General features: G+C 64.3%; 29 protein-coding genes, 1 tRNA gene and 2 pseudogenes. 15 read left to right on the top strand and 17 right to left on the bottom strand.

The window, feature by feature from the left end; all coding sequences use genetic code 11:
- Window positions 1-62: 62 nt before the first annotated feature.
- The 6 genes from JWQ90_RS01835 (at window position 63) to JWQ90_RS01810 (ending at window position 3,973) form a co-directional block, all read left to right on the top strand.
- A complete protein-coding gene (locus JWQ90_RS01835; RefSeq protein WP_299688476.1) occupies window positions 63-536 on the top strand; it encodes a CYTH domain-containing protein in 474 nt (157 codons plus the stop codon).
- Window positions 517-1,008, top strand: a complete 492-nt coding sequence (locus tag JWQ90_RS01830; RefSeq protein ID WP_299688473.1) for a L,D-transpeptidase — start codon at window positions 517-519, stop codon at window positions 1,006-1,008. The genes JWQ90_RS01835 and JWQ90_RS01830 overlap by 20 nt, the downstream gene beginning before the upstream one ends.
- Before the next feature lie 34 nt (window positions 1,009-1,042).
- Window positions 1,043-2,026 (top strand): beta-N-acetylhexosaminidase, encoded by a 984-nt coding sequence (nagZ, locus tag JWQ90_RS01825; RefSeq protein ID WP_299688470.1) that lies wholly within the window; start codon window positions 1,043-1,045, stop codon window positions 2,024-2,026.
- Entirely contained in the window at window positions 2,023-2,619 is a 597-nt protein-coding gene (locus JWQ90_RS01820; RefSeq protein ID WP_299688467.1) for a hypoxanthine-guanine phosphoribosyltransferase, read from the top strand. The genes nagZ and JWQ90_RS01820 overlap by 4 nt, the downstream gene beginning before the upstream one ends.
- 119 nt (window positions 2,620-2,738) lie before the next feature.
- The gene (locus tag JWQ90_RS01815; RefSeq protein ID WP_299688464.1) at window positions 2,739-3,512 is read left to right on the top strand and encodes an S-methyl-5'-thioinosine phosphorylase; all 774 of its coding nucleotides are present in this window, start codon (window positions 2,739-2,741) and stop codon (window positions 3,510-3,512) included.
- On the top strand, window positions 3,512-3,973 hold the full coding sequence (locus tag JWQ90_RS01810) for a nuclear transport factor 2 family protein (protein WP_299688462.1): 462 nt from the start codon (window positions 3,512-3,514) through the stop codon (window positions 3,971-3,973). Before JWQ90_RS01815 ends, JWQ90_RS01810 begins: the two co-directional genes overlap by 1 nt.
- 118 nt (window positions 3,974-4,091) lie before the next feature.
- Here the strand turns inward: JWQ90_RS01810 and JWQ90_RS01805 are convergent, their stop codons facing one another.
- The 7 genes from JWQ90_RS01805 to JWQ90_RS01775 all read right to left on the bottom strand — a co-directional run bounded on the left by JWQ90_RS01805 (window position 4,092) and on the right by JWQ90_RS01775 (window position 10,237).
- Window positions 4,092-4,886, bottom strand: coding sequence for a general secretion pathway protein GspB (locus tag JWQ90_RS01805; protein ID WP_299688459.1), 795 nt, complete (start codon window positions 4,884-4,886; stop codon window positions 4,092-4,094).
- Window positions 4,883-6,763 (bottom strand): ExeA family protein, encoded by a 1,881-nt coding sequence (locus JWQ90_RS01800; RefSeq protein WP_299688456.1) that lies wholly within the window; start codon window positions 6,761-6,763, stop codon window positions 4,883-4,885. The genes JWQ90_RS01805 and JWQ90_RS01800 overlap by 4 nt, the downstream gene beginning before the upstream one ends.
- Before the next feature lie 137 nt (window positions 6,764-6,900).
- Window positions 6,901-7,065, bottom strand: a complete 165-nt coding sequence (locus JWQ90_RS01795) for a hypothetical protein (RefSeq protein WP_299688454.1) — start codon at window positions 7,063-7,065, stop codon at window positions 6,901-6,903.
- A complete protein-coding gene (locus JWQ90_RS01790) occupies window positions 7,062-7,313 on the bottom strand; it encodes an AbrB/MazE/SpoVT family DNA-binding domain-containing protein (RefSeq protein WP_299688451.1) in 252 nt (83 codons plus the stop codon). The genes JWQ90_RS01795 and JWQ90_RS01790 overlap by 4 nt, the downstream gene beginning before the upstream one ends.
- A 62-nt stretch (window positions 7,314-7,375) precedes the next feature.
- A complete protein-coding gene (locus JWQ90_RS01785) occupies window positions 7,376-7,852 on the bottom strand; it encodes a GNAT family N-acetyltransferase (protein ID WP_299688449.1) in 477 nt (158 codons plus the stop codon).
- A gap of 46 nt (window positions 7,853-7,898) precedes the next feature.
- Complete coding sequence (gene astB / locus JWQ90_RS01780; protein ID WP_299688446.1) at window positions 7,899-9,233, bottom strand: N-succinylarginine dihydrolase; 1,335 nt, start codon at window positions 9,231-9,233, stop codon at window positions 7,899-7,901.
- A 164-nt stretch (window positions 9,234-9,397) separates the two neighbouring features.
- Window positions 9,398-10,237, bottom strand: a complete 840-nt coding sequence (locus JWQ90_RS01775; RefSeq protein WP_299688443.1) for a DNA ligase — start codon at window positions 10,235-10,237, stop codon at window positions 9,398-9,400.
- Between the two features lie 315 nt (window positions 10,238-10,552).
- On the opposite strand from JWQ90_RS01775, the gene JWQ90_RS01770 reads away from it, so the two are divergent.
- Entirely contained in the window at window positions 10,553-11,488 is a 936-nt protein-coding gene (locus tag JWQ90_RS01770) for a hypothetical protein (RefSeq protein WP_299688440.1), read from the top strand.
- 5 nt (window positions 11,489-11,493) lie between these two features.
- Here JWQ90_RS01770 and astD read toward each other — a convergent pair whose 3' ends face one another.
- The 4 genes from astD to JWQ90_RS01750 all read right to left on the bottom strand — a co-directional run bounded on the left by astD (window position 11,494) and on the right by JWQ90_RS01750 (window position 15,900).
- The gene (astD, locus tag JWQ90_RS01765) at window positions 11,494-12,963 is read right to left on the bottom strand and encodes a succinylglutamate-semialdehyde dehydrogenase (protein ID WP_299688436.1); all 1,470 of its coding nucleotides are present in this window, start codon (window positions 12,961-12,963) and stop codon (window positions 11,494-11,496) included.
- Complete coding sequence (astA, locus tag JWQ90_RS01760) at window positions 12,960-13,979, bottom strand: arginine N-succinyltransferase (protein ID WP_299688432.1); 1,020 nt, start codon at window positions 13,977-13,979, stop codon at window positions 12,960-12,962. Before astA ends, astD begins: the two co-directional genes overlap by 4 nt.
- A 6-nt stretch (window positions 13,980-13,985) precedes the next feature.
- The gene (locus JWQ90_RS01755) at window positions 13,986-14,543 is read right to left on the bottom strand and encodes an arsinothricin resistance N-acetyltransferase ArsN1 family B (RefSeq protein ID WP_366919411.1); all 558 of its coding nucleotides are present in this window, start codon (window positions 14,541-14,543) and stop codon (window positions 13,986-13,988) included.
- A 142-nt stretch (window positions 14,544-14,685) separates the two neighbouring features.
- Entirely contained in the window at window positions 14,686-15,900 is a 1,215-nt protein-coding gene (locus JWQ90_RS01750; RefSeq protein ID WP_299688426.1) for a hydrolase, read from the bottom strand.
- A 219-nt stretch (window positions 15,901-16,119) separates the two neighbouring features.
- Here JWQ90_RS01750 and JWQ90_RS01745 point away from each other — a divergent pair, with 219 nt between their 5' ends.
- Genes JWQ90_RS01745 through JWQ90_RS01735 form a run of 3 tightly spaced genes read left to right on the top strand, consistent with a single transcriptional unit; the run spans window position 16,120 to window position 18,578 of the window.
- On the top strand, window positions 16,120-16,884 hold the full coding sequence (locus JWQ90_RS01745; protein ID WP_299688423.1) for a transporter substrate-binding domain-containing protein: 765 nt from the start codon (window positions 16,120-16,122) through the stop codon (window positions 16,882-16,884).
- 10 nt (window positions 16,885-16,894) lie between these two features.
- Window positions 16,895-17,842 carry an amino acid ABC transporter permease gene (locus JWQ90_RS01740; protein WP_299688421.1) on the top strand — a complete coding sequence of 316 codons (948 nt, stop codon included), beginning with the start codon at window positions 16,895-16,897 and terminating at the stop codon, window positions 17,840-17,842.
- Entirely contained in the window at window positions 17,835-18,578 is a 744-nt protein-coding gene (locus tag JWQ90_RS01735) for an amino acid ABC transporter ATP-binding protein (protein WP_299688418.1), read from the top strand. The genes JWQ90_RS01740 and JWQ90_RS01735 overlap by 8 nt, the downstream gene beginning before the upstream one ends.
- Before the next feature lie 147 nt (window positions 18,579-18,725).
- Here the strand turns inward: JWQ90_RS01735 and JWQ90_RS01730 are convergent, their stop codons facing one another.
- The gene (locus JWQ90_RS01730) at window positions 18,726-19,223 is read right to left on the bottom strand and encodes an RDD family protein (RefSeq protein WP_299688415.1); all 498 of its coding nucleotides are present in this window, start codon (window positions 19,221-19,223) and stop codon (window positions 18,726-18,728) included.
- A gap of 10 nt (window positions 19,224-19,233) precedes the next feature.
- Entirely contained in the window at window positions 19,234-19,506 is a 273-nt protein-coding gene (locus tag JWQ90_RS01725; RefSeq protein ID WP_299688412.1) for a hypothetical protein, read from the bottom strand.
- Window positions 19,507-19,832: 326 nt separating this feature from the next.
- Here JWQ90_RS01725 and JWQ90_RS01720 point away from each other — a divergent pair, with 326 nt between their 5' ends.
- Entirely contained in the window at window positions 19,833-20,987 is a 1,155-nt protein-coding gene (locus JWQ90_RS01720; RefSeq protein WP_299688411.1) for a site-specific integrase, read from the top strand.
- A gap of 8 nt (window positions 20,988-20,995) precedes the next feature.
- Window positions 20,996-21,071: transfer RNA gene (locus JWQ90_RS01715), tRNA-Arg, on the top strand.
- Between the two features lie 20 nt (window positions 21,072-21,091).
- Here JWQ90_RS01715 and JWQ90_RS01710 read toward each other — a convergent pair.
- On the bottom strand, window positions 21,092-21,625 hold the full coding sequence (locus JWQ90_RS01710; RefSeq protein ID WP_299688408.1) for an RES family NAD+ phosphorylase: 534 nt from the start codon (window positions 21,623-21,625) through the stop codon (window positions 21,092-21,094).
- On the bottom strand, window positions 21,622-22,017 hold the full coding sequence (locus JWQ90_RS01705; RefSeq protein ID WP_299688405.1) for a hypothetical protein: 396 nt from the start codon (window positions 22,015-22,017) through the stop codon (window positions 21,622-21,624). The genes JWQ90_RS01710 and JWQ90_RS01705 overlap by 4 nt, the downstream gene beginning before the upstream one ends.
- A 363-nt stretch (window positions 22,018-22,380) precedes the next feature.
- Here JWQ90_RS01705 and JWQ90_RS01700 point away from each other — a divergent pair, with 363 nt between their 5' ends.
- The 3 genes and pseudogenes from JWQ90_RS01700 to JWQ90_RS01690 all read left to right on the top strand — a co-directional run.
- Complete coding sequence (locus tag JWQ90_RS01700) at window positions 22,381-22,803, top strand: putative toxin-antitoxin system toxin component, PIN family (RefSeq protein WP_366919410.1); 423 nt, start codon at window positions 22,381-22,383, stop codon at window positions 22,801-22,803.
- Window positions 22,800-23,051 (top strand): hypothetical protein, encoded by a 252-nt coding sequence (locus JWQ90_RS01695; protein WP_299688399.1) that lies wholly within the window; start codon window positions 22,800-22,802, stop codon window positions 23,049-23,051. The genes JWQ90_RS01700 and JWQ90_RS01695 overlap by 4 nt, the downstream gene beginning before the upstream one ends.
- 98 nt (window positions 23,052-23,149) lie before the next feature.
- Window positions 23,150-23,314 (top strand): annotated as a pseudogene (locus tag JWQ90_RS01690) (transposase); the annotation flags it as partial.
- 27 nt (window positions 23,315-23,341) lie between these two features.
- On the opposite strand, the pseudogene JWQ90_RS29075 reads toward JWQ90_RS01690, so the two are convergent.
- Together JWQ90_RS29075 and JWQ90_RS01675 are read right to left on the bottom strand one after the other, a co-directional pair.
- Window positions 23,342-25,414, bottom strand: a pseudogene (locus JWQ90_RS29075) (recombinase family protein).
- Entirely contained in the window at window positions 25,401-25,592 is a 192-nt protein-coding gene (locus tag JWQ90_RS01675; protein WP_299688393.1) for a hypothetical protein, read from the bottom strand. The pseudogene JWQ90_RS29075 and the gene JWQ90_RS01675 overlap by 14 nt, the downstream one beginning before the upstream one ends.
- Window positions 25,593-25,731 lie beyond the last annotated feature (139 nt).

The following is a 25,731-nucleotide window of genomic DNA, read 5'->3' as shown; positions in this document are numbered from 1 at the left end:
CACGCGGGGGAAGGAGGCCCGCAAAGCCTTACAATGGGCTTTCGCCGCCACGATCCTTTCCCATGCCGCTTGAAATCGAACGCAAGTTCCTGGTCACCGGTGACGGCTGGCGCGCGCAGGCTCACAAGCGCATCGCCATGCGCCACGGCTACCTGACCGAACTGGATGCGCCGGCCTCGGTGCGCGTGCGCGTTGAGGGCGACATCGGCAAGCTCAACGTCAAGCAGGCGATCGTCGGCATGTCGCGCGCCGAATACGAATACACGATCCCGGCGATCGAGGCCGAGCAGATGATCAACACGCTGTGCCGCGGCCTGATTCTGAAAACGCGCCACTACGTGAACCATGCGGGCCATCTGTGGGAAGTCGACGAATTCGAAGGCGACAACGCCGGCTTGGTGGTGGCCGAGATCGAATTGGATTCCGAGGAGCAGGCTTTCGACCGGCCGGCATGGATCGGCAGCGAGGTCACGCAGGAACGCCGCTATTACAACAACGCGCTGGCCAGCCACCCGTATGCAAGCTGGCAATCCTGAGATTCATATCGACCTGAGGCGCCAGCGGCTCCGGCTGCTGCGCGAAGGCAGGACGCTGCATGACTTCGCGGTGTCCAGCGGCGCCAACGGCATCGGCGAGATCCAGGGCTCCGGCATGACACCGCGGGGCCTGCATGTGGTGCGTGCGCGTATCGGTGCCGGTGCTCCCGGCGGCAGCGTGTTTCGCGGCCGCCGCGCGACCGGCGAAGTGTGGTCGCCCGAGTTGCACGCGGCCTATCCGCAGCGCGACTGGATACTGACACGCATCCTGTGGCTGTCGGGCCTGGAGCGCGGCCGCAACCGTCTTGGCTGCGTCGATACGTTCCGCCGCTACATCTACCTTCACGGTGCACCCTCAGTCTGCGCACTGGGCACGCCGGGCTCGCATGGCTGCGTGCGCATGGCCAACGACGACATCATCGCGTTGTTCGATCAAGTGACGGTCGGAACGTGCGTGCTGCTACACGAATAACGAATCAAAACGATCACCACCGAGCCGCACTGGTATGCCCTCACAACTCATCGGCCCGATCATGGCCGACATCCCCGGCCAGGAACTCACCGCGGAGGACCGCGAGGTCTTGCGTCATCCGCTGGTCGGCGGCGTCATCCTGTTCACGCGCAATTATCGCGACCCGGTCCAGCTCGCGGCGCTGTGCAAGGACTTGCTCGCGCTGAAGTCCGCGCCGTCCGCGCCGCGCCTGCTGCTGGCGGTGGATCACGAAGGCGGGCGCGTACAGCGCTTCCGCGTCGGCTTCACCCGCGTGCCGGCGATGGCGACGCTGGGCCGCCTGTATCTGGAAGACGCACCGCGCGCCTGCATCGAGGCACAACACTGGGGCGCGACTCTTGGCCGTGAACTGGCGGGCTACGGCATCGACCTGAGTTTCGCTCCGGTGCTCGACGTCGACACCGGCATCAGCCAAGTCATCGGCGACCGTGCTTTCTCCGGCGATCCGCAGGTGGTGATTGCACTGGCGCGCGCGCTGCGCGCCGGCTTGCGCAGCGCGGGCCTGGCGTCCACCGGCAAGCACTTTCCGGGGCATGGCAATGTCGTCGCCGACTCGCATCTGGAGCTGCCGGTCGACCGTCGTGCGATGAAGCTGATCGAGGCTCTGGATCTGGTGCCGTTCAAGGCGCTGATCGACGACGGCATCGAGTCGCTGATGATGGCGCACGTGCGCTACACCGCGCTGGATGCGACGCCGGCCTCGCTGTCGCGCAAGTGGATCATGAGCGTGCTGCGCCGCAAGCTGGCTTTTCGCGGCGCGATTTTTTGCGACGACCTGTCGATGAACGGCGCTGCCGTCGTCGGCAACATGGAGGAGCGTGCGCGACTGGCGCTGCATGCTGGCTGCGACATGCTGCCGGTATGCAACGACCGCGCGGCCTGCGTCGCGCTGCTCGACGCATTGAAGGATGTGAAATCGAGGCGCAGCAGTTCGCAGAGACTGGCCGCGCTGTATCGACAGGAGACTGGCAGCACATGAAACCCAAAACCCCGCATGTCGATCTGCAGAAGCAGACCGAGGCCAATCTCGCAGAAGCGCGCGCGGTACTCGCCGAAGCCGATTGCCTGCAAAGCGCCGCCGCGGTACAGGCCGCGTACGACCGCCTCGGCCACGAGATCAGCGCCAAATATGCCGAGCACAATCCGCTGATCCTGACAGTGATGAATGGCGGCCTGATCCCGACCGCGGAGATCGTCAGCCGCCTGAATTTCGCGTTCGAGCAGGACTATCTGCATGCCACGCGCTATCGCGGCGCGACCACCGGCGGCGGCCTGGTGTGGAAGCGCCAGCCCGAGGCCAAGCGCCTCAGCGGCCGCCACGTGCTGGTGATCGACGACATTCTCGACGAGGGCTATACGCTGGTCGCGATTCGCAAGGCTCTGCTCGAATTCCAGCCCGCGAGTTTTTCGGTCGCGGTCACCTGCGAGAAGCTCCACAACCGGCGCGCGCCCGGCGCGGTCGCGGAGTTCGTCGGCGTGACCGTCGAGGATCGTTACGTGTTCGGCTGCGGTATGGACTACAAGGAATACTGGCGCCAATTGCCGGCGATTTATGCGGTCAAGGGCATGTAGCGAGGGAACTCGCTATCCCAACTGTAGGAGCGGTCCTTGACCGCGATCGAGGCTTCACCGACACAATCGCGGTCAAGGACCGCTCCCACAGGTCCGGAAGTTTTTTTGAGGCAGGACTCATGAGCGAACCCCGCAACAACCCCCGCATCGCCGTCATCGGCGGCACCGGCATGAACCAGTGGCCGGGCCTGGAGATCGACCAGCGCATCCAGGCGACAACGCCCTACGGCCCGCCGTCCGCGCCGCTGCTGTTCGGCCGCGTCTACGGCGTGCGCGCCTGTTTTCTGGCGCGGCACGGCGAGGGCCACAAGATCCCGCCGCACCGGATCAACTACCGGGCCAACCTGTGGGCGCTGCGCGAGGCCGGCATCACCGACATCATCGCGATCGCCGCGGTCGGTGGCATCACGCATTGGTATCCGCCGGCCGCGGTCGGCGTGCCGGACGACGCGATCGACTACACCTCGGGCCGTGAGCACACCTATTCCGACGGCGGCGACGGTTGGGAACTGCATCATGTCGAAATGAACGAGCCCTACAGTGCGCGGTTGCGCAAGCATCTGATCGATGCCGCGCGTACCTCGAACCTGGACGTCGCCGAGCGCGGCGTGATGGGCGTGACGCAGGGGCCGCGGCTCGAGACACCGGCGGAAATCCGGCGGCTGCAGCACGAGGGCTGCGACATGGTTGGCATGACCAGCTTCCCCGAAGCCCCGCTGGCGCGCGAACTCGGGCTGGACTACGCCTGCCTGGCCGTGTCGGTGAACTGGGGTGCCGGCATTGGCGAGGGCGGCATCCATGCCGAGATCGAGAAGTCGGTGGAGCAGGGCATGTCGAAAGTGCGGATGATCCTGTCACGCGCCTTGCCGGCGATCGTCGGCGTGCGCGCCTGATGAAGCGGCTGCGCCGCCTGCTGGTGATCGGCGCCTTGCTGGCTTGCAGCGCCTGCGCGACGCGGCCTGCTGTGCCGGTCGATCGCGCTGCGCTGCAGGCCGAGGTTTTCGCCAGCGAGCGAGCCTTCGCCAAGACCATGGCGGATCGTGATCACGCCGCGTTCACGGTCTTTCTCGCCGACGATGCGGTGTTCTTTTCGGGTGACGAAGTGCTGCGCGGCAAGGCCGCGGTTGCGGCAGCATGGAAGCCGCTGTACACCAAGCCGAACGCGCCGTTCTCATGGGAGCCAAAGCGCGTGGAAGTGCTGGATTCGGGTGACTTGGCGCTGAGCACGGGGCCGGTCATCGGCGCAGACGGCAAGACCGTCGCCACTTTCAATTCGATATGGCGCCGCGAAGCACCGGGCCGCTGGCGCGTGGTGTTCGACAAGGGCAGCGACGTCTGTCAGGGCGAGAAGTAGAACCAAGGTTGGGGGTAGGTTGGGGTGAGCGCAGCGAACCCCAACGATCACCACCAGCGCCGCGACCATGTTGGGGTTCGCTGCGCTCACCCCAACCTACACGCTTAGGGGATCGCGTTCACTGCAGCGAGTACAGCACCCGCGAGCCGCGATATTCCAGCACCAGGCCGTCTTGCGCGATTTCAGCCAGACGCGGGCCTTGTGCCAGCGTTTCGCCTTCCGAATAGCGCCGGCCGTTGACCAGCACGAAGCGCTTGGCCGGATCGCTGTCCCATACGTGCACCTCCACCGTCAGCGCCGGGAAATCGGCGCGATAAGCGGGCGGCATTTCCAATAGCGGGGTCGCGCCGGAGTCCGACGACCCTTCGGTCAACGAGGAAAGCCGCGTCGGCGCCGGCGTCGAGGGCAGGGGCCGTGGCACCACCACCGGATCGATCTCGCTGCTGGATTCCGCGGTCGCCGGCCGCGCGATGAAATCCTGCTCGCGGACGATGTGGCTGCTTTCGTCTGTGGCAGCCGGCTGCTTGCCGCGCGGGGTCTGTGACAGGTCGTCCAGCGAACTCAGGTCCTCGTCGGCAGCCAGAGCCGGCGGGGCGGTATCTTCGGGTTCGGCCGCCGCCGCGGGAGGCGGCGCTTCGACGCGCGCCGGGCCGCGCACGGTGGCGTTGACGACGCCGACCGGCGCCTGCGCAATAGTCGCCGCGGGCTTGGGCCTGCGCAGCAGCAGCATCGTCAGCAGCGCCGCGATCGACACCAGCAACACCAGGCCGACGATCCGCAGCCAGCGCCGCGATCCGGTGCCCGCGTTCGGTGCGCCGCGTTCCTGCGCCAGCGCCACGTCTTCGATACGCGGCGCCTGGCCGAGATTGCGGTCGCGTTCGGCCTTGCGCAGCGCGTCGAGAATGAAGCTCATCGCGGCGCCGCCAGGGTCGGCGTGCCGCTGCTGCGCTCACCCAGCGCGATCAGCGTGCGCGTGCCGATCACGCCATCGGAGTCGAGCCCGCGCTGAGTCTGGAAGTGCTTGATCTGATCGACCAGCGACTGATCGTAGTGATCGGAGACCGGCTCGGAGGCCGGCTCATTGTTGAACTCGGCGAGCCGGCGGCGCACCCAGGTCACCGAGCTGCCGTGCGCTCCGGGTGTCAGGTAGGTCTCTGCGGTTTCGCGCTTCCACAGCAGCAGGAATTCACCGCTCCACAGCGCGTCGAGCTGGTCGAGCGGGACGCCGATCGTGCCGCGCGCGGTGTCCAGCGTCGCGAACGTGGCGGTCAGCCCGCGCAGCAGCACATGCTGGACTTCGCCGCGCCCGGTGGTGAGCGACAGCACGGCCGGGCGGTTCATGTTGCGCAGATCGGCCCATTCGCCATTGGATTTGTAGCACTCGAGCCCACGCGCCGACAGCTCGCGGCAAACGTTGGCGCCCTTGTCGATGACGATGTCGCGATTCCACAGCCGGATCAGTCGGCTAACGACGGTCGGCAGCGGCTGCGTCGATTGCAGCAGCGTGGTCAGATCGGCGTTCGCGGGCAGTGGCGGCAGTGGCGCGGCGGTCTCGATGTCCGTGGCGGCCGCCGGCGTTGTCGCCGCCGCTGTGGCCGGCGGCGTGGTCTTGCTGTTCGGCTTCGCCGGTGGCGGCGTCGCCGCGGCTTTCGGTTTCTCGGCCTTCGGCGAGGGGCTGCCTGCGACGGTGGCAGCCGGCGGCGCTGCAGGTGGCGCGGCTTCCTGCTTCTTGGGTTCCGCGGGTGCCGGGCTGTGGGTTGCGGCGTTGGCCGCTTCTGCCGGCGGCGGTACTGCGGCTTGCTTTGGTTCGGGTGCTTTCTGCGGCTCGGCGGCCGCGACCTGAACGGCTGGCGGGTTCGCGTCGCGCGGGAAGAAGGTTTCGTACAGCAGCAATCCCGCGATGATCAGCGCGACCACGGCCAGCGTTGCCTCCAGCTGCGCCAGTGTCGGCCGCCACGTCAGCCACGCCGGCAGCCTGCGCGGCGCTTGCGTGCTGCCGGTTTCAGCGCTGGCCGTGCCGATCGATTCGACCGCCGCCTTGCGCACGATCTCCGGTGTCACGCGGCGCGTGCCCTGCGCGTAGGCGCCGAGCAGCGAGCGGTCGCAGAGGATGTTGATCAGGCGCGGTACACCGCGTGCGGCGCGGTGGATCTCGCGGATCGCGGCCGGCGCGAACACGTCCTCATTGGAGCCGGCGACACGCAGGCGGTGGCGGATGTATTCGCCGGTCTCGGGCTCGGACAGCGGCATCAGGTGATAGCGCGCAGTGATGCGGCTGGCGAGCTGGCGCAGATCCGGCCGCGCCAGCAGCTCGGCGAGCTCGGGCTGGCCGATCAGCATGATGCGCAGCAGTTTTTCCTTGTGCGTCTCGAGGTTGGTGAGCAGGCGCACCTGCTCGAGCACGTCGCGCGGCAGGTTCTGCGCCTCGTCGATGATCAGCACCGTGCGCCGGCCCGCGGCATGCACCTTGAGCAGATGCGCATTGAGCGCGTCGACCAGGGTTTTCAGCGTGAGATTGGCACGCTCGTAGACCACGCCCAGCTCGTCGCAGATCGATTGCACGAACTGCAGCTCGTTCTGGCTGGGGTTGTGGATCATCGCCACGTCCACGTCGACCAGCTTCTGCTCGAGCAGCGTGCGCACGACAGTGGTCTTGCCGGTGCCGACTTCGCCGGTCAGCTGGACGAAGCCGCCGTACTGGCCGGTGCCATACAGCAGGTGCCCGAGTGCCTCCTGGTGCCGTGGCGACAGGTACAGATAGGACGGGTCCGGGGTGATGGTGAAGGGCATCTCCCGGAGATTGAAGAACTGTGCGTACAAGTTGGGACTTACCAGGACCGGATAAAAACGGGGCATGCAGGCAACCGCAATAATCTTTATCCGCCATGCACGGTATGAGAAGGGTGTCGGCGGACAAAGCGGGTTTCTCAGTTCTCCCCGGCGTCGGCCGTCACGATCCGCATGGGCGGTGCCACGCCTGCATCGCGAGCCGCCTTGCAGAAGCCACGGTCGAAGCTGTACATCATGGCGGTGCCGCATACCGACAGGTGCAAAGCGTCGGCAAAGTCCGCGCCCAACGCATACCAGTTCAACGCATGCAGAACATTGTCGCTGCTCCCGATCTCGGTGTCATTACCGGCGGCGCGCCGTCGGATTTGAGATAGCCGATCAGATCGACAAGCTTGCGAACCCGTCTTGGCGGCTTGGATTGGATCGTCACACCGGAGGCATGCTTGATCAGCGTCAATTCCTCGCCGGCCTCCCAGTGCAGCTCCTCGCGGATATCGCGCGGGATTACCAGCTGCCCCTTACTGGAAAGCCTGATCGTGTAGGCGGGCACCGGCGGCTCCGTAAGACAAAAAGTAAGTCCATTTTCAGTCGGTAGCGGCTACAGCACAAGCATCAGGCGTGTCGGCTCATGTCCACGTGCCAGATGCCGTCTTCCAGATACGGCGGACTTTGCGTTACAAAACCCAGTGAGGCGTAGAAGCGCTCAAGGTGCTGCTGCCCCGACAGCGCGACCGGCTGGCCCGGGTAATGCTCGCCGCAATATTCCAGCGCGCGGACCATCAGCTGCCGCCCCAGGCCGGTTCCGCGCCATTGACTTGCGACCACCACTCGCCCTACGGCCGGACCGGCCGCCGCCGGCGATTCGCTGTGCGGCCGTTTGACGCCGGGCGGTACCAGGCGCAGATACGCCATCAGCTGTCCGTCCGGGCTGCTGGCGCTCAGGTGCTCGCAGAGCGGGTCGATCCCGTCCATCTCCGGGAACACGCAGTTCTGCTCGACGACGAAAATGTCGGAGCGCAGCTTCAGGAAGGCGTAGAGCCGATCCGGCGTCAGTTCCGCCCAGCGATGCCAGGTGTAGAGGGTGTCCATCAATTCACCGAGGCCGGCGCGACGGGTTCTTTTTTCACGCGCGCACTCATCGTTGAAACTGGTAAACGCTGCCCAAACCCAGGATCTGCGTCAGACGGTCCAGCGCGGTGCGGCTTTCGTCCAGCAGCTGCGGATCGGCCAGATCCTTCAGTACCAGCCGATCCCGGTAATGCTGTTTGACCCAGGCCACCAGCTCGCCGTGCCGCTCCGGTGTCAGCCAGCTCTGCGGATTGACCGCCGCCCGCTCGGCTTCGGTCAGCACCACGCGCAGCCGCAGGCAGGCCGGGCCGCCGCCGTTGCGCATCGACTGGCGCAGATCGAACACCTGCACCTGGGTCAGAGGATTGCGCTCGTCCGCCAGCAACTGCTGAATCTCGGCCCAGACCCGCGGCTGCTCCTGGCATTCGCTGGACACCACCAGATGCATGCCGCCGCCCGGCGGGCAGATCAGCTGGCTGTTGAACAGGTAGGAACTCACCGCTTCTTCGACGCTGACGCGCTCGCGCGGCACCTCCAGAAATACCGGCGCGCGGCTGCCGCGCCACTGCGTCTGTATCCAGAGCCGCAGGCCGTCGGTGTCGGCGAATGCGTCCTGGTGATAGAGCAGCACCTCGCGGTTGCCGACGGCGATCACGTCGTTGTGAAACACGCCGGCGTCGATCACCGCCGGATTCTGCAACTGGTGGCGTGTGCGCTCGGGTGCAAGCTCGTGCAGCCGCGCCAGGGCTTCGCAGGCGGCTCGCGTCTGGCGCGCGGGAAATGTGGTCGGCGTCGGCTCGTCGGGGCCGCCGCGGCCGTAGACGAACAGCTCCAGGCCCGCCTCACCGTATTCGCTGCACAGGCGCGTGTGGTTCGCCGCGCCTTCGTCGCTCATCGCCGGCGTGGCCGGCAGGGCCTCGTGATGAGCGAAATATTGGGGATCGCGGAACGTCGCGGCCAATACGCGGCCGCTGGTTTCGGGCTCGAAGGAGCGGTGAAGATTGCTGCACAGATTGGCCGGCGTGAAATGCACGCGGCCATCGAGCGTGTCGGCGCTGGGCGAGACCGTGCCGGCATTCGCGGTCCACATGCTCGAAGCGGAACTGACCGCGGCCAGCAGGCCCGGCGCTTCGCGCGAGACTTTGTCCAGCACCGCGCGATCATGCCCGCTGTAACCCAGGCGCCGCAGCGCATGAACGTTGGGCCGCTCCTGCGGCGGCAGCACGCCCTGCGGCAGGCCGATGTCGTGCAGCGCGCGCATCTTGGCAAGGCCCTGCAGGGCCGCGGCACGGGGATTGGACGGCAGATCGGCATTCTTCGCCGCCGCCAGGTTGCCCCGCGCCAGGCCGGAATAGTTGTGAGTCGGACCTACCAGCCCGTCGAAATTCGACTCCAGGTTCACTAGTAAAACGCTCCTTCATTTCGTGGCGCTAGTCTAATGCGGTTCGTCACCAGGCTTTGAATGCGCCATCGCCGCACTGTAGGAGCGGTCCTTGACCGCGATTGAGGCTTCAACAGCACAATCGCGGTCAAGGACCGCTCCTACAGGTGCAGCCAGCCCCCATATCACTCGCGTATGCGCAGAAACCTTGCGAATCTCGGAACGCCATCTTCGGTGGTGCCGGTATAAGCGTAGGTGATCGTGCTGCCGATGGCGGGCGGATGGCGGCGTTGCTCGTCGCTCAGGCCGCTACCGATGGCGAAGCGCAGTCCGTCGGGGCGTTGCACGCGCAGCGCGCCGAGCATGCCGGTGTACTTGCCCTGGCCGGGCAGGTGCTCCACGACCACCGCCTCGGCATCGTCGTAGGGCTTGAGCTTGAGCAGATCGCTGCCGCGGCCGGCGGCGTACAGCGAGTCGCGGCGATGCAGCATCAGGCCTTCACCGCCGGCGGCGACGATCGCGTCGAGGCGTCGGCGCAGCTCGTCCATCGTGGCGACTGGCGTTTGTGGCACCGCTTGCAGCCAGGGATCGCCGGCGCTGCCGACCAGTGTTTTTATTGCCTCGGCCCGTTCGGCAAAGCGGCCCGGATGCTGGGGCAGATCGAAGACCATGTATCGCAGTTTCCGCCACTCGGCATCGTCGGGACTGTTTTTGCGGACGGTGCCGGATGTCGCTTCGAACTGGCCGCGGCCTGCCCAGAGTTCGCCTTCCAGCGTCGTCGAAGGCAGATGCGCGGTGAACCAGCGTGGTGATGCGATGATCTGCCCGCTGCGGGTGAGCAGTTGTTTGCCGTCCCACCAGGCGCGGACGCCGTCGTATTTTTCGCTGACCAGGTAGGCGTCCAGGTCGATTGTCTCGCCAAGGTGATAGACCTTGGCGAGCTGGACGGGTGGGGGTTCACTTGCCGGCGATGTGGAGCTTGAAATCGCCAGCAGTGCGACAGCCAATACAAGGGATCGGGACATGGTGTTCTACGAGTGGGGAGCCTGTGCGCAGTGAAGCCTGTGCTGCTCGCCGAGTCTGCGACGCAGGTCTCGCTGCGCACTCGCGAGAAACGTCCTGTCGATGGAGCGGTAGGAGCGGGTCATACCCGCGACTCAGGCCTTGAAGGGCACAGTCGCGGGTATGACCCGCTCCTACAGTTGCGGTTTGAAGTTCTGTCGTGATCGGAATCTGGGTGGAATACCAGCGCCGGCATGAGGAGAAATCGGGGGGCCATGCCGGGCTGCAGCGAATAAACTGCGCTGCGGTCATCGAGCCGCCGACATCGGGGGCACGACATGCAGGCCTGTTTCAAAAACCCGGCAAAATCTTTCGTAATCTGCAGCGCGCTCTGCCTGTTCGCGTCTACCGCACAGGCGGTGGACTACGACTACCTGAGCCTGCATGTCGAAGGCGGCCTGTCGACTCAGGCGACGGGCATCAACGAAGCGGGCGCCATCGTCGGCAGTTACCAGCAGCCGCAGGGCAAGAGCGTGCTGCTCCGCCCCTTCGTCTACAAGGACGGCGTCTACCAGACCTACACGCCGGCCGAGCCGGCCGTGTTCACGTTCGACGACATCAACGATGCAGGGCATGTCGTCACCAACGTTACGCATCGCAATATGACCGAGGTCGCTTCGCTGGTTAAGGGCTCGAAGAAAATCACGCTCGCGGTGCCGGGCGCCGTGACGACCTACGCCTACGCACTCGACGATTCGGATCGCGTAGCGGGCGCCTACAACCACGATCCCAACGAACTCGGCATCCTGACGACCTCGGGCTATCTGTGGGATGCGTCTACCGGTTACACCGGCTTCGATGCGCCCGGCGCGGCGGGGCTGACCGTGGCCTGGGGTCTGAACAGCGCGCAGGATACGGTGGGTGTTTATGCGGATGCGGACTACGTCTACCACGGCTTCGTGCGGCACGGCGACGGCAGCATCGTCACGCTGGATTATCCGGGCTCGCCCTATACGCAGCTGATGGGTATCAACGACGGCGGTGACATCGTCGGCTTCTACCAGGACCCGGTGGACTACAGCATGAAGGGCTTCCTGTACCGCGCGGGCGAGTTTCAACTGATCACGCCACCGGATGCGGTGTACGGCTCCTACCCTTATCGCGTCACCGCTGACGGACGGATCGTCGGCTGGTACATCAACGGCGACGGCCTGGTCCGCAGCTTCCTGGCGACGCCGAAGGCATCGCCGGCAAAGTCAGCCAAGCGCGGTTAAGCCGCTCAGAGTTCGATGCCGGGGGTCAGCGTGTTCGGCAGCTCGGCTTTCGGCGCGGCCATCATCGCTACCGGATACGCGCAATAGTCCGCAGCGTAGTACGCGCTCGGGCGGTGGTTGCCGGATTGGCCGATGCCGCCGAACGGCGCGGCGCTGGAGGCCCCGGTGGTCTGGCGGTTCCAGTTGACGATGCCGGCGCGGATCTGCGTCGAGAATTGCTGCCACTGCGTCTCGCTGTCCGATAGCAGTGCGGCCGACAGGCCGTAGCGCGTGCGGTTGGCGAGTTTGATCGCCTGCTCGAAACTGTCGTAGCGGACCAGCTGCAGCAGCGGGCCGAAGTATTCGTCGTCGGGCAGATGCTCGATCGCGCTCACGTCGAGCAGCGCCGGCGACACGTAGGCGGCGCCCAGAGGCAGGCGCTTCATCGTCACCAGCGGCTTGGCGCCGAGCGCGATGAGCTGGGTCTGCGCGGCGAGCAACTGCTCGGCGGCGCGCACCGAAATCAGCGGGCCCATGAACGGCTGCGGATCGGCGTCGGGCGCCGCGATGCGGATCTTGGCAATCGCCGCCATCAGCGCCGCGATCAGCGCGTCGCCGCGTGGGCCGGCCGGCACATACAGCCGCCGCGCACAGGTGCAGCGCTGGCCGCTCGACAGATACGCGCTCTGGATAATGTCGTACACCGCCGGCTTGAGGTCGGCGATCTCGCCGATCACCAGCGGATTATTGCCGCCCATTTCCAGCGCCAGGATCTTGCCTGGATGCGCGGCGAACTGCTGTTGCAGCAGCAGGCCGGTGCGCGAGCTGCCGGTGAAGAACAGGCCGTCGAGATCCGCATGCTGCGCCAGCGCTTCGCCGGTCGCGCGCTCGCCTTGCAGCAGTTGCAGCACGCCGGCCGGAATGCCGGCTTCTTCCCAGATACGAACGGTTTCTTCGGCGGTGCGCGGTGTCAGTTCACTGGGCTTGAACAGCACGCAGTTGCCGGCCAGCAGTGCCGGCACGATATGCCCGTTCGGCAGATGGCCTGGAAAGTTGTAAGGGCCGAACACCGCGACGACGCCGTGCGGACGATGGCGCAGCATCAGCCTGATGCCGGCGTTGTCGCTGTCGCTCTCGCCGGTGCGCTCGCGATTGGCTTTCACCGAGATGTCGACCTTGTTGATCATCGTCGCCACTTCGATGCGCGTTTCCCACAGCGGCTTGCCGGTCTCCTGGCTGATGGTCACAGCCAGCGCCTCCTTGTTCGCCTCGAGCCTGGCAGCAAAGCGGCGCACCACGGCTTCGCGCTCGACGAAAGGCAGCGAGCCCCAGCTGCCGAACGCGGCGCGGGCGGCCTCCATCGCGCGCTGCACGTCGGCGCCGCTGGCGGCATTGCCTTCCCAGACCGCGTCGGCGCTCGCCGGGTCCAGGCTGACGAACTCGGCGCCGGTGCCCATCTGGCGCGCGCCGTTGATATACAGCCAGCCGCTGCTCATAGCGCCACCACGCGGACCGGGTCGCCGGAAATCAGGTGCAGCGCTTCGGCGATGTCGGCGCTGATCGCGACATGGTCCTCGCCGGGCGTCAGCGCCGACAGCGTGCAGCGGAAGTCCTGCAGCTGCGTGTTCGCCAGCAAGTGCGTGCCGCCACCCGGCGTCTCACCATCGGCGGTGACTCGGCAGGGCAGTACTTGCGATTTTCGATTCGAGCGGATGTCCATCAGCGGTGCCTCGACGGTGGGGCCACCATCGAAGATATCGATGTAGCCCTGATAACGGAACCCTTCCTGCTCGAGCAGGTGCAGCGCCGGCGCGGTATGCGGATGCACCCGGCCCATCACCTCCTGTGCTTCCTTGGGCAACAGTACCGAATAGATCGGATGCGGCGGCATCAGTTCGGCGATCACCGCCTTGTTGCCCATGCCGACGATATGCTCGGCCTCGCCGTAGTCGATGCTGAAGAAGTGCCGGCCCAGGCCCTCCCAGAACGGCGAGCGGCCGGCCTCGTCGGAGACACCGCGCATTTCCGCGATGACTTTCTCCGCGAAGCGGCTCGGGAAATTGCCCATGAACAGAAAGCGGCATTTCGACAGCAGGCGCCCGGCGCCGCCGGAGCGGAATTCCGGCCGCAGGTACAGCGAGCACAGCACCGAAGTCGCGGTGTAGTCGTTGCTCAGGTGCAGCGTCGGGATGCGGTTGTAGACCTTCAGCTCGCGGTTGGCGTGGACGGTGACGCCGACGTGATAGTTGTAGAACGGCTCGTCCAGACCGCAGGCGGCCTCGATCGCGCAGCAGCCGCCGATTTCGCCGCTGCTGCTGTCCTCGAGCACGAACAGGTAGCGCTCGTGGCCGGGCGTCACCACGGTATGCGCGAAGCTATGCAGCGACAGCTCGATCTTCTGTCGCAGAAAATCCGGATACGGCGGCAGCGAGGTGAAGCCGGCGCCGGCGGTCTCGGCCATGTGCACGAGCGCGTCGAGGTCATCGAGGCGAATGGGTCGGATGACTTTCATGAGTCTCTATTGATCGAGCTGCGGATCGACGGTTTCGTAGCTGAGGCTTGAGAAGGCGAGTATCGGTGACGGTTGCGCCGGCAGACTTCCAAGTGCAAGTTGATACCAGCCGACGTCGCGCCAGGCGCCGAGCTTGAAGCCGACATTCCGGTAAACGCCGATCGGCTTGAAACCCAGCGCTTCATGCAGTGCGATGCTCGCCTGATTCGGCAGCGCGATGCCGGCGTAGGCATTGACGAAACCCTGCACGCGCAGGATACCGAACAGCGCCCGATACAGCCGGCGGCCGGTGCCGAGCCGGTGCGCGCCGGCAGCGACGTAGACGCTGACGTCGACGCTCCATTGATAAGCCTCGCGGGCGCGATGGGCACCGGCGTAGGCATAGCCAAGCAGCTGATCCCGGTCATCAATGGCGACGAGCCAGGGATAGTGGGCTAGCGTGGTGGCGATGCGCTTTTGCATTTCCTCAATGCTGGGCGCGCGCGTCTCGAAACTGATGCCGGTGGATGCCACGAGCGGCGCATAGATCGCGTGAATCGCGGCGGCGTCGCCGGGGGAGGCGATGCGGATCATCGGGTAATCCACGGAGAGCTGAGCTTGATGCCGCCACTGTAGGAGCGGTCCTTGACCGCGATTGAGTCTGCATCGGCGCCATCGCGGTCAAGGACCGCTCCTACAGTTGGGGTAGCGGGAGCGCTCGTGAACTTCACGGCCAGCTCAGCTCGCCGCTCGCCAGACGCAGCAGCAGCAGCGCCGACAGCTTGCCGCGCTCGGCCAGGCTGCTTACGCGCATCCACTCGCGCTCGGAATGAATCTCGCTGCCGACCACGCCGAGGTTGTCGACATTGGCCAGGCCGTGCGCGGCGAGGTTGTTGCCGTCGCAGCAGCCGCCGGTGGGCTTGAACTGCAGATCCAGATCCAACGCGCGGCCGCAGTCGCCGATCATCGCGGCGAGGCGCTGGTGCTTCTCGTCGAACAGCTTCGGCGGCCGGGTGAAGCCGCCGCGCAGTTCCACCGCGTAGCCGTCCCGCGCATTGACGCGCGCCAGCAGCAAGTCGAGCTGATCATGCAGCCAGCCTTCGTCTGCAGGCTGCGAGGTGCGCACGTTGAACTTGAACACGCACAGATCCGGCACGATGTTCAGCGCGCCGCCGCCGCGGACGTAGCCGGGATTCAGCGTCAGCCCCTCGCGCCGGCCGTTGAGCGCGTTCAGCGCGCTGATCAGTTCCGAGGCCGCGGCAATCGCATTGCGGCCGTCTTCGGGATTGCGCCCGGCATGCGCGGCGCGGCCCTTGATTACCAGGTCGAAGTTGCCGCTGCCTTTGCGTGCGGACGCCAGGTTGCCGTCGGCGTAGGCGGGCTCGTAGATCAGCCCGAGGTGGTTGCGCCCGGCGGCTTCGGCCAGCAGCTGCGCCGAGCCGCGGCTGCCGATCTCCTCATCGGGATTGAACAGCACTTCCCATCCGATGCGCTCGCGATGCGCAGAGCGCTCCAGCGCCGACAGCGCCAGCCACATCACCAGCAGCCCGCCCTTCAGGTCGGCGACGCCGGGGCCGTTGAGCCGGTCGGCGTCGAGTTCGCGCACTTGCTGGAACGGGCTGTCGATCGCGTAGACGGTGTCCATGTGGCCGCAGAAGAAGATCTGCAGCGGCGCGTCCGGCCGCTGGCGCAGGCGCAGCGCCGAGCCGAGCGAGCGTTCTTTGACCGTGCCGTCGTCGGCCGTCGAGCGGAACGGCTCCAGCGCAATGCGCTCGGAGGCCGCGCCCAGCGGAGCAAACAGCGTGTCGAGTCGTGCGGCGACCGCGTCGACGCCGGCAGCATTGAAGCTGCCGGAATTGATCTGCGCCAGCTGCAGCAGTTCGCCGCGCATCGCCGGCAACTGGCTCTCGATCCACAGCAGCTCGGGACGGTGGTCCGCCATCGGCAGCGTCTTCTTCACAAAGGTGATCAGGGCCCCATCGTAGACCCCGTAGGTTGGGGTGAGCAAAGCGAACCCCAACATCGCGCCAACCAAAGTTGGGGCAGCCCCTCATGCCGATACGGCACGGCCGATGCTAGGCTGTTGAACGGACTAGACGGGGGCTGCATGGGCGTATCGAGCGGATGGTTGCGGAAGCTTGGGCTGGCGGGCGTACTTGCCTTGTGTACGATACCGGCGCAGGCCGCCGACGCCCCCGAAAGCCTGCTCAAGCAGATCCGCGAACGCGGTGAACTGCGCGTCGGCCTCGAGGCCGGCTACATGCCGTTCGAGATGCGCGACAAGCGCGGCGGCATCATCGGCTTCGACGTCGACATGGCCAAGCTGATGGCGCGCAAGCTCGGCGTGAAAGTCACCCTGGTCAACACGCAGTGGGACGGCATCATCCCGGCACTGCTGACCAGCAAATTCGACGTGCTGATGTCGGGCATGACGATCACCGAGGAGCGCGCCCAGCAGGTGGACTTCTCCGAGCCCTACATCGTGATCGGCCAGAGCATCATCATGCAGCCCAAGCTCGCGGCGAGCGTCAAGAGCTATGCGGATCTGAACGATCCGAAGTACATCATCGCGACCAAGCTCGGCACCACCGGCGACATGGCGGCGGCCGAATATCTGCCCAAGGCGCAGCTGATGAAGTTCGAGACCGAGGCCGAAGCGCTGCTGCAGGTGCGCAGCGGGCGGGCGGCCGCGTTCGTCTACGACCTGCCGTACAACGCGGTTTACGCAGCACGCAACCCGGGCCAGCTGGTGCTGCTGCCCAAACCCTTCACGCGCGAAGAACTCGGCTGGGCAATCCGCAAGGGCGATCCGGAGTGGCGCGCCTGGCTCAACGAGTTCCTGGCCGGCGTGCGCCAGGACAAGGCCTACGATGCGCTCTACGGCAAGTGGTTCGAGCGCACCGCCTGGCTGAAGCTGATCAATTGAGGACGATGCGATGAGACAACAGAAATCGCGCGGCTTCTGGTACGGCGTCTATGCGCTGGTGCTGCTGGCTCTGGTCGCCGGCATCTGGGGCATGTCGGCACGCGTGCACTACGACTGGAACTGGAAAGACGTCCCGCGCTATCTGGTCAGCACCAGTGGCCAGGAGCTGCTGGCGCCGTTCGACGCCTACGTGTCGATCACGCCGGACGGCAAGACGCTGTCGCTGAAGGAGTACGGCGGCGAGCGCAGCGCCTCCTACACCGACTTCGCCCAGGCCTATGCGGAAAGCGGCGACCTGGTGTTCCGCGATGATTTGCTCGCCTACCAGGCCGGTTTGAAGCCCGGCATTCTGCTGGTCGGTTTGTGGATGACGCTGAAGCTGTCGGCGGTGTCGCTGGTGTTCGCGCTGCTTCTCGGCCTGGTCGCCGGCCTAGGCCGCGTCGCCGACAATCCGGCCGCCAAGCAGCTGTCGAGCAACTATGTCGAGCTGATCCGCGGCACGCCGCTGCTGGTGCAGATCTTCATCGTCTATTTCTTCATCGGCACGGTGCTGCAGCTGTCGGCCTTCACGGCCGGCGTGGTCGCGCTGGCGGTGTTCACCGGCGCCTATATCGCCGAGATCATCCGCAGCGGTATCGAGTCGGTGCCCAAAGGCCAGATGGAGGCCGCGCGCAGCCTCGGCATGAACTACACGCAGACCATGCGCTACGTGATCCTGCCGCAGGCGCTGAAGAAGACGCTGCCGTCGCTGGCGGGCCAGTTCATCAACCTGATCAAGGACTCGTCATTGGTATCGGTGATGGCGCTGACCGACCTGACCAAGGCCGGCCGCGAAATCATCAGCTCCAATTTCCGGCCGTTTGAAGTCTGGTTCACGATCGCGCTGATGTACCTGTTGCTGACCGGGACGCTGTCGTACCTGGTGCGTCGCCTGGAAAAGAGACTGGCCCATGACTGATGCCCCGCTGATCCACGCCACCGGCGTCGAGAAGTGTTATCCCAACGGCACCCAGGCGCTGAAGGGCGTCGATCTGAAGGTGGCGAGGGGTGAAGTCGTCTGCATCATCGGGCCTAGCGGCTCGGGCAAGTCGACCTTGCTGCGCGCGCTCAACGCGATGGAGACGATTACCGGCGGCGAGGTCGTCGTCGACGGTATTTCGGTGCACGCCCGCGGCACCGATCTGAACAAGCTGCGCACGCACGTCGGCATGGTGTTCCAGCAGTTCAACCTGTTCCCGCACATGACCGCGCTGGAGAACGTAATGCTGGCGCCGACGCGCGTGCTGAAGCGCCCGCCGGAGGAAGCGCGCTCGCGCGCCGAAAAGCTGCTGGCCAAAGTCGGCCTCGCCGACAAGGCCAACGTGCATCCGGGCCAGCTGTCCGGCGGCCAGCAGCAGCGCGTTGCGATCGCCCGCGCTCTGGCGATGCAGCCGAGCATCATGCTGTTCGACGAACCCACCAGCGCGCTCGATCCCGAGATGGTCGGTGAAGTGCTGGAGGTGATGAAGAACCTCGCTCGCGAGGGCATGACCATGTGCGTGGTCACGCACGAAATGGGCTTTGCCCGCGCGGTAGCCAACCGCGTGATCTTCATGGATGCCGGCCTGATCCAGTACCAGAACGCGCCGCAGGCGTTCTTCGACGCGCCGGAAAGCGAGCGCCTGAAGCTGTTCCTGGGCCAGGTGCTGAAGTAGGGCGGCAATCCCTTGCCGCCGTGCGGCCTCCATTGCGCATCGGGCCTTACTACGGCCTCGGTACACAACCTGTAGGAGCGGTCCTTGACCGCGATTGAGGCTGCACCGACTCAATCGCGGTCAAGGACCGCTCCTACAGCGCGGGCGTCAACTGTCCGTCGGCCCTGGAGCCTCGAACGTCGCCGTCAACCGCTTCTTGGTCCGCACCACCACCGTCCCGGCCAGCTTGTCGTGCCAGCCCTGCTTGCGCGGGTCCCAGCCGACCCAGGCGAAACCCAGAAAGCACCCGAGGATCGAAACGTAGTAGCCGAAATAGCGCCCGACCATCTGCCCGGCGCTCGGCTTGCCGCCGGTGCGCGCATCGACGATACGCGCCGAGATCGCCATCTTCCCCGGCGTGGCCTGGCGCGCGATCCAGAACAGCAGCACCGCGCCAATCGGGAACACGTAGGAAATCAGCAGATCCGCCGGCCCTCTGACGAACGCGGTGCCGAACGCGGTGCTCGACCAGTAATCGTCGCCGTAGAACAGGTGGATCAGCGGCAGCGTGACGATGATCATCAGCACCGTGTCGATGATAGACGCGCCGACCCGGGCCCAGAAGCCGACGTATTCCAGTTCGGGTGCGGCTTCAGCTTCGCTCATGGCCAGCGCCTCAGTGCTGCGTCTTGGACAGGAACAGCTCCGGCAGCCAGTCGCGGACCACGTTGGCGGCGCCGGCCTTGTAGGTCATGCGGATATACGCGGCGCTGCGCGCGGCCGCGCCGTCGAGCACGAACTGGATGTTGCTGAACGAGCAGCCGGTGAACTGCGGCAGCTCGCCGCCGGCATAGACCAGAGTGCAGCCCTCGAACACGCAGCCCTCGAACAGCGTGCCATCGAGTTTGACTTTGCTGCCCTTGAAAGTCTGCGAAACGATTTTGCTCATGGGTGTTCTGTGGTGGGTGTCGCCGGCAGCCCCCAGCCTAGCACCCGGATGCCGCCTTGCCCGAATGCGCGACCGGTAGCGGCCCCGCTCGGCGCCGCTCGTCCGCAGTTCGACACATATGCCGCCGGCATCCGCGAGGCTATGACTGGCGCGGTGAGTAAATGAAGGGTGCAGCCTGAGATGGAGTGGTGCCCCTGGCAGGAATCGAACCTGCGACCCTCCGCTTAGGAGGGCATAGACTAAGGGCCGCTGGAGTCCTTGAAAAATAAAGTGTTTTACGAAGTGAACCGGACTCCGATCTGCACTTAATCTGCACGGAGGCGATTATGGCTTCATTTCGTAAGCGGATGGTAAACGGAAAAGCACGCTGGGACGTAACCGTCACGAAGCAAGGTGTCCCCCGGCAGACCAGGACATTTGCGACGCGGGGTATCGCTGACCGGTGGGCTACCGAGCAGGAGCGCTTTATCGATCAGGGCGCGGATGTTGCCGGCATTGAGCGCGCAAAAAATGACCCCCTTGAGACGATCATCGAGCGCTACCTTCGGGAGGAGGTCATCAAGCTCGGTTCGCCACAGCACGCCCGTTCTTGCTCGATGCCGCTAACCCGTGATCTGGGACGGATCGCGATCGGGCGGCTGACGCCGGAACGGGTCGTGCAATATCGAGAGGACCGACTCAAACAGCGAGCTCTGCGCGGCGGCGGGCGTAAAGGGCAGAATTCCATTGTGCTGAATCGTCTTGTCAGCACTTCAACCATCAAAAAAGAGATGGCGTTCCTGGCTCGCATCGTCGATTTCGCCACAAAGAACTGGGGCTACCGGCTGCCGTTCGGGAATCCTGCTCGTGGCGTCGATCGTCCGCCTGAAGGTCCGGGCCGAGATCGGCGGCTGGTTGGGGACGAAGCCAGGCGACTGCTGGGAGCGACCGCCGCAAACCACATCGTCAGCAACGTGATCACTCTGGCTATCGAAACCGCGGCCCGGCGCGGCGAGCTATGCGCGATGGACTGGCGGGATATCGATTACGAGGCGAGGACGGCAACGATCCGTGCTGAAGAACTGGGAGCCATGAAAACGGGCATTGCCCGTGTTGTTCCTCTCAGTCTTTTGGCGGTTGAAACCTTGCAGAAAATGCGCCGGCCGGCGACGGGCGGGCGCATTATTGGTCTCACTCCGGATGCCCTCAGCAGCGCCTTCGAAAGGGCCTGTGCGCGCGCCGGCATTTCCGGGCTGCGATTTCACGACCTACGGCACGAAGGCACGTCCCGGCTTTTCGAGCTGGGCCTGTCGATGATGGAGGTCGCCGCGATCACCGGGCACAAGACACTCGATATGCTCAAACGATACACTCAGCTCCGCGCGGAACAGATCGCCAAGCGCATGGATGTCCTGACTCAGGCCGCAACCCAACAGGGTGATCTCGGCGTCCAGATCACGGCGCTGTTGCAAGAAGTGCAGATGCTCCGGCGTACTGCCTAGTTCGTTTCGCCTCGGTAGCTCAGTGGATAGAGCATCTTCCTCCTAAGAAGAGGGTCGCAGGTTCGATTCCTGCTCGGGGCACCATTTCTTCGCTGTCGCAGTGCCTACGGTTTCCATGACGCCTGTGTTTTCGGGAGTTTGTTGTCTGGATCGTAAACCCGCACGCGACGCTTTTCGCTTCCATCCAACAGCCCTGTGTAGACGACCAGATTAAGGCCGCCAGGATTGCGCGTTGATGGGAACAGCAGGCCCGGACTTCCGGCCTCCAGCACCAAGTCGCCGATATCCCAGCTGGGCGGCGTGATCCCGCTGAGAAACCGCAGTCCGCGCCAGTTGCAGTTCCAATCCTCCCAGATCGGTGCCCATTCATCCGGCGCAAAACCCGCGCTGAAATCGACCACCTGATCCAGAGCGACATGGTAGGCGGCGATGGTGCCCGGCGGCATGATCGCCTCGTCCTGCTGGTATTCCCGAAGCGCCGTCGTCTCATCGGATGACAAGTACAGCGCTTCGATGTTGGCCCGATTGAAGCGTCCGCCCTCAATCGCAGCGCCGGCACCGCTAGTAGGCATCGAGGCCCACTTTGGGGTGTTCACCCGACAGAAAATTCGCTCCGGCAGCAGCTGGACTAACTTCAACCGGTGGCACCCGCTTCCAGGGTGCGCAGATAACGCAGAACCGCGTCTGATTTTCCTTCGGCAACCAGTCGGTCTGCTGTCTTGCGATCAAAGTCCCGGATCGGATGGTTCTTGAACCAAAACAACGCATCGTCGACATCCCCTCGTAAATCGGTCGCAGCTTGCAGAACCCGAACTGCGTCGCGCATGTAGCCCTGCAAGTCGGCCGAGTACGGATTGTTGCGCACCGTGTTCCTGTGAACATGGGCCAATTCGGCGACGATCTGAAGGGGGTAATCCAGAGCCGCCGCAAACTTGGCCGGGGAAATATTCGCTGGCCGGGCATCGTCCTTGAGCTTGCTCAACAAAGCGTCAAAAGACGTGGAATCCACCTGTAGTGTCGCTTCGCTCATGCTCAGCTCTGTTCGCTGTTCGCACATTATAAGCACAAAATGCGCACACAGCGGGCCTTCTCCGCAAATGCTGGTCGGTCCCTCGGTGGGTACGCTGGTCAATCCAACGTAAGCAGCAACGCTCCGACCTACTGATTACGAATTATGAATCGAAATCTCATTAAGTCTTTCTTAAACAACACACTATCCTTGATTCACGCTTCGGCTGAACAGCATTTCGGTACGTTTCGGATCAATAGCTTACAGCGCTATTTCGTCAGGAAAGAGGTCACAAGCTCGTAAGAGATTGGCGGATGTCAGAGGTTTGGGCGAGCCGCGATGAGTCCATTTAAACATCGTCGGCAATGTGATATTACTGGCGATATGAGATTTGTTCTGGACACGGACGTCATAGTCGCCGCGATGCGCAGTCCTCTTGGAGCGTCGGCAGCGTTGCTCGTGGCGGCGCGCGAGGGTCGTGTAACGATGCTGGCCAGTGTCGCCTTGGCACTGGAATACGAAGCAACGTGCAAACGGCTGGAGCATGGCGTTGCCGCCGGCCTCAGCCAAAGCGAGGTCACGACCTTTCTTGATGCTGTAATCGGTATGGCGGAACCGGTGAAAAGCCACTTCCTATGGCGACCGCAGTTGCGGGATCCGGGCGACGAGCTTGTTCTTGAAGCTGCAGCCAACGGGCGGGCCGCGGCGATTGTGACGTTTAACCTACGAGATTACGGCAACATCCCGCAGCGATTTGGGATCGAAGTTTTGAACCCAGGCACGGCCTTAAGGAGGATCAGAGTATGAAAAGCCCGCAGAGTACCTACCCGCTTCGTCTGCCGCGTTCGGTCAAGGCAGAGGTTGAGCGCCGCGCCAAGGAAGACGGCACGAGCGTCAATCAGTTTGTGGCAACGGCGGTTGCTGAAAAGCTTTCCGCGATGAATACCGAGGCGTTTTTCGCGGAGCGTCGCGGGCGGGCGAATTTCGCAGCTTTCGATTTGATGATGCGCCGCCCGGGCGGCGAGTTGCCGCGGCCGGATGACGTTGTCGCGTGAGATGTCGATCTTAGCCTGGCCCAAGAGCCCGCTGTAGTTCAGTTGAGGCACGACGGCCCTACCGTCTGCAGCACGCCAAGCCCCGAGTCGATGACTTCCACCGCTGGCTGGTGGCACCGCGATAAACCGTCCTCGGCGGGAGCGGCCTGGCCAAAGCAGTCGACTACAGCCTCAAGCTCTGGAGCGCGCTGACGCGCTACCTGGATGATGGGCACTATCCGATTGATAACAACCGGTTTGAAAACGCGATCCGGCCGATCGCCGAACCTCTTTCATTGTGCACCTCATTTTCAAGTGGCTGGAAACAAAGCGGTTTGATTTTCGCTCACGACCCGACACGGGCGACCTTTGCGGGAGAGCGCAGCCGTGACTTGCTCACTTTGGAGATCGCTGGCGCGGATTTGGTACGGCGCGTCAAACACGACCTGCTCCGCCGGTAAGACGCCCTCTTTTATGAGGCGGCGGATTTTGTGATTGGTGACGCCAAGCTTTACTGCGGCCTCGGACATGGTGAGCCATTCGCCATCTTTTTCAGCCGAACGATAGGCATGGATTCCGTGCACGGTCCGGAGCGACCCGACACGGGTCGCATTCCAAGTTTTTCCTTGTCCGGTGGGGATGCCCATTCGATTCAACGAGGCCGCGATATCCGTATCGCACCATCGCCCTGCCATGCGACGCATCACTGCGAGCGCCTCATCGGGCGTGCGGCAACCGTGCTCCCCAGTCTTTGGTTTTTTGACTTGGAGCTGGGAGTGCTGGCCTCCACGCCAGTGGATTGTCAGAGTGATGTCGCGATTGGTCTCATCGTAGTCAGCGCCGATGTCGACGATCAGCGCGCGCAGCAATTGCTGGCGTGCTCGCATCGTGACACCCGGCGCGCTCCAAGCAGCCATCAAGTCGTCGGCGATCCCTGTGAAATCGGGAGTATCAATGGTAGGGCTGGGTTTCTTTGCAGTGGTCAGCCTTGCCTCGCAGGCCTGGACGCGCTGCAGTGCTGCTTCCCAGCTTTTTTCAAGCTGTGCGGCGATCAGTCGATTCTCTGGATCGCATGCCGCGTAACGGCGCTCAGCGAGCGAGGATTCGTATCATGCCTGCTGCAAATCCAGCTCCGCGATCCGTCGTTCTTCGCCTTGAATTTCCATGTATCTATGCGCGGCTTGCTGGGCCGCTTCGATTGCCATCGGCTCGACCGCGCGCAGCAACTCGCGGGCGATAGCCGCGTCGAGGCGCACAGCACCGAACGTCATGCACCGCCGGCTGCCAAATGTCAGATTGGGTCGGTCGCAACGATAAACGGGCTGGCCGGGTCCGCGCCCCGAGTAGCTGACCATCAAGCGCCTCCCGCACTGACCACACCGCAAAAGCCGTGGCAACAGCGCGCGTCCGCCGCGCCCCGATTTGAGCCCGCCGGCCTGACCGTAGGCATTGGCCGCGAGCAGTTTTTGATTGCGCTCGAACTCTTCCCACTCGATATATCCGGCGTGGTGATCCTTGATCATAACCTCCCATTGATCGAATGTTTTTCCATGTCCGTAGGTCTTGCGAACACGACCGTCAGTAATGGTCGAACGCTTTTCGCTCTTGCCATAAATGTAAGCCCCCGCATAGAACGGATTTTTCAGTACCGAGATGACGTTGCGGTAGCGGATCGGCGTCCAATCAAAGCTCACCATCTTCTTTCCGTCGGACGGCCGCGGAAAGAAAAACTTTTCGGCAGCCATCGACAGCAACACCTGGCGCGCACTGCCCACTTTGCGAAAGCGGGCAAAAATCAGACGGATCGCCTCCTGAAGGCGCAGATCCGGATCGAACCCAAGCCCAACTTCGCGGTGCCAGAGATATCCGATCGGTACGCTGATGCGCAGCTCGCCGCGACGCGCTTTTGCACGGGCCGCATCGAGCATTCGAGAACTCAGGATGCCCAACTCGAACTCGCTGATACTGCCCTTCATGCCGAGCAGCAATCGATCGTTCGGCCGGCACGGATTATAGATACCGTCCATGTCGATCACGCGAGCCTCGACCAGGCCACACAGCTCGAGCAGATGATGCCAATCGCGGCCATTGCGAGCGAGCCGCGACGCGTCGAAGCAAAGCACGGCTCCGACCTCACCTGCACACAGCCACGCAACCAAACGATCAAATCCTGGCCGGGCCACGGTGCCGCTGGCCGAGCGTCCAAGATCATCGTCAATCACCTCAACTTTAGTGAAGCCGCGGCGGCGCGCTTCTTCGACCAGATCGTATTGCCGCCGCCGGCTTTCCAGATTCATCTGCACCTGCGATTGGGTCGACTGTCGAACATAGACGACGGCTTTCCGGCTAAGAACGGTCGCCGGCAGCGAATCAGCGCTCGTCATCGTGGCGCTCCTGGGTCGCAACGCCGGCGGCCTCTAGCAGTAGAGTGGCGAAATGCGTGAGAGCCTTCTTGCGCTCCGTCGCACTCAGCCCCTGAAGCCACCGCGACTCGAACGCGATGCGGAACTGCTGCATCGATTGAAGTCCCGCCTTCGGCAGGATCCTTTTGGGTTTGATCATCTTGCTCCTCCTGGACGATGTCGATATCGCCCTCGGAGCTTCGTCGAAATCCGCGCTCCGCAAGTAACCTGTGCAAGTCCGTCAACGCATCGATTGAGGCGCGCGGTGCGCCGAGTGTCATGCCGGCGCATATGCTGGC

Origin of the sequence: Hydrocarboniphaga sp. (assembly GCF_028291725.1) — a bacterium.
GTDB lineage: Bacteria > Pseudomonadota > Gammaproteobacteria > Nevskiales > Nevskiaceae > Hydrocarboniphaga.
This window is presented reverse-complemented; position numbering and strand designations above follow the sequence as displayed.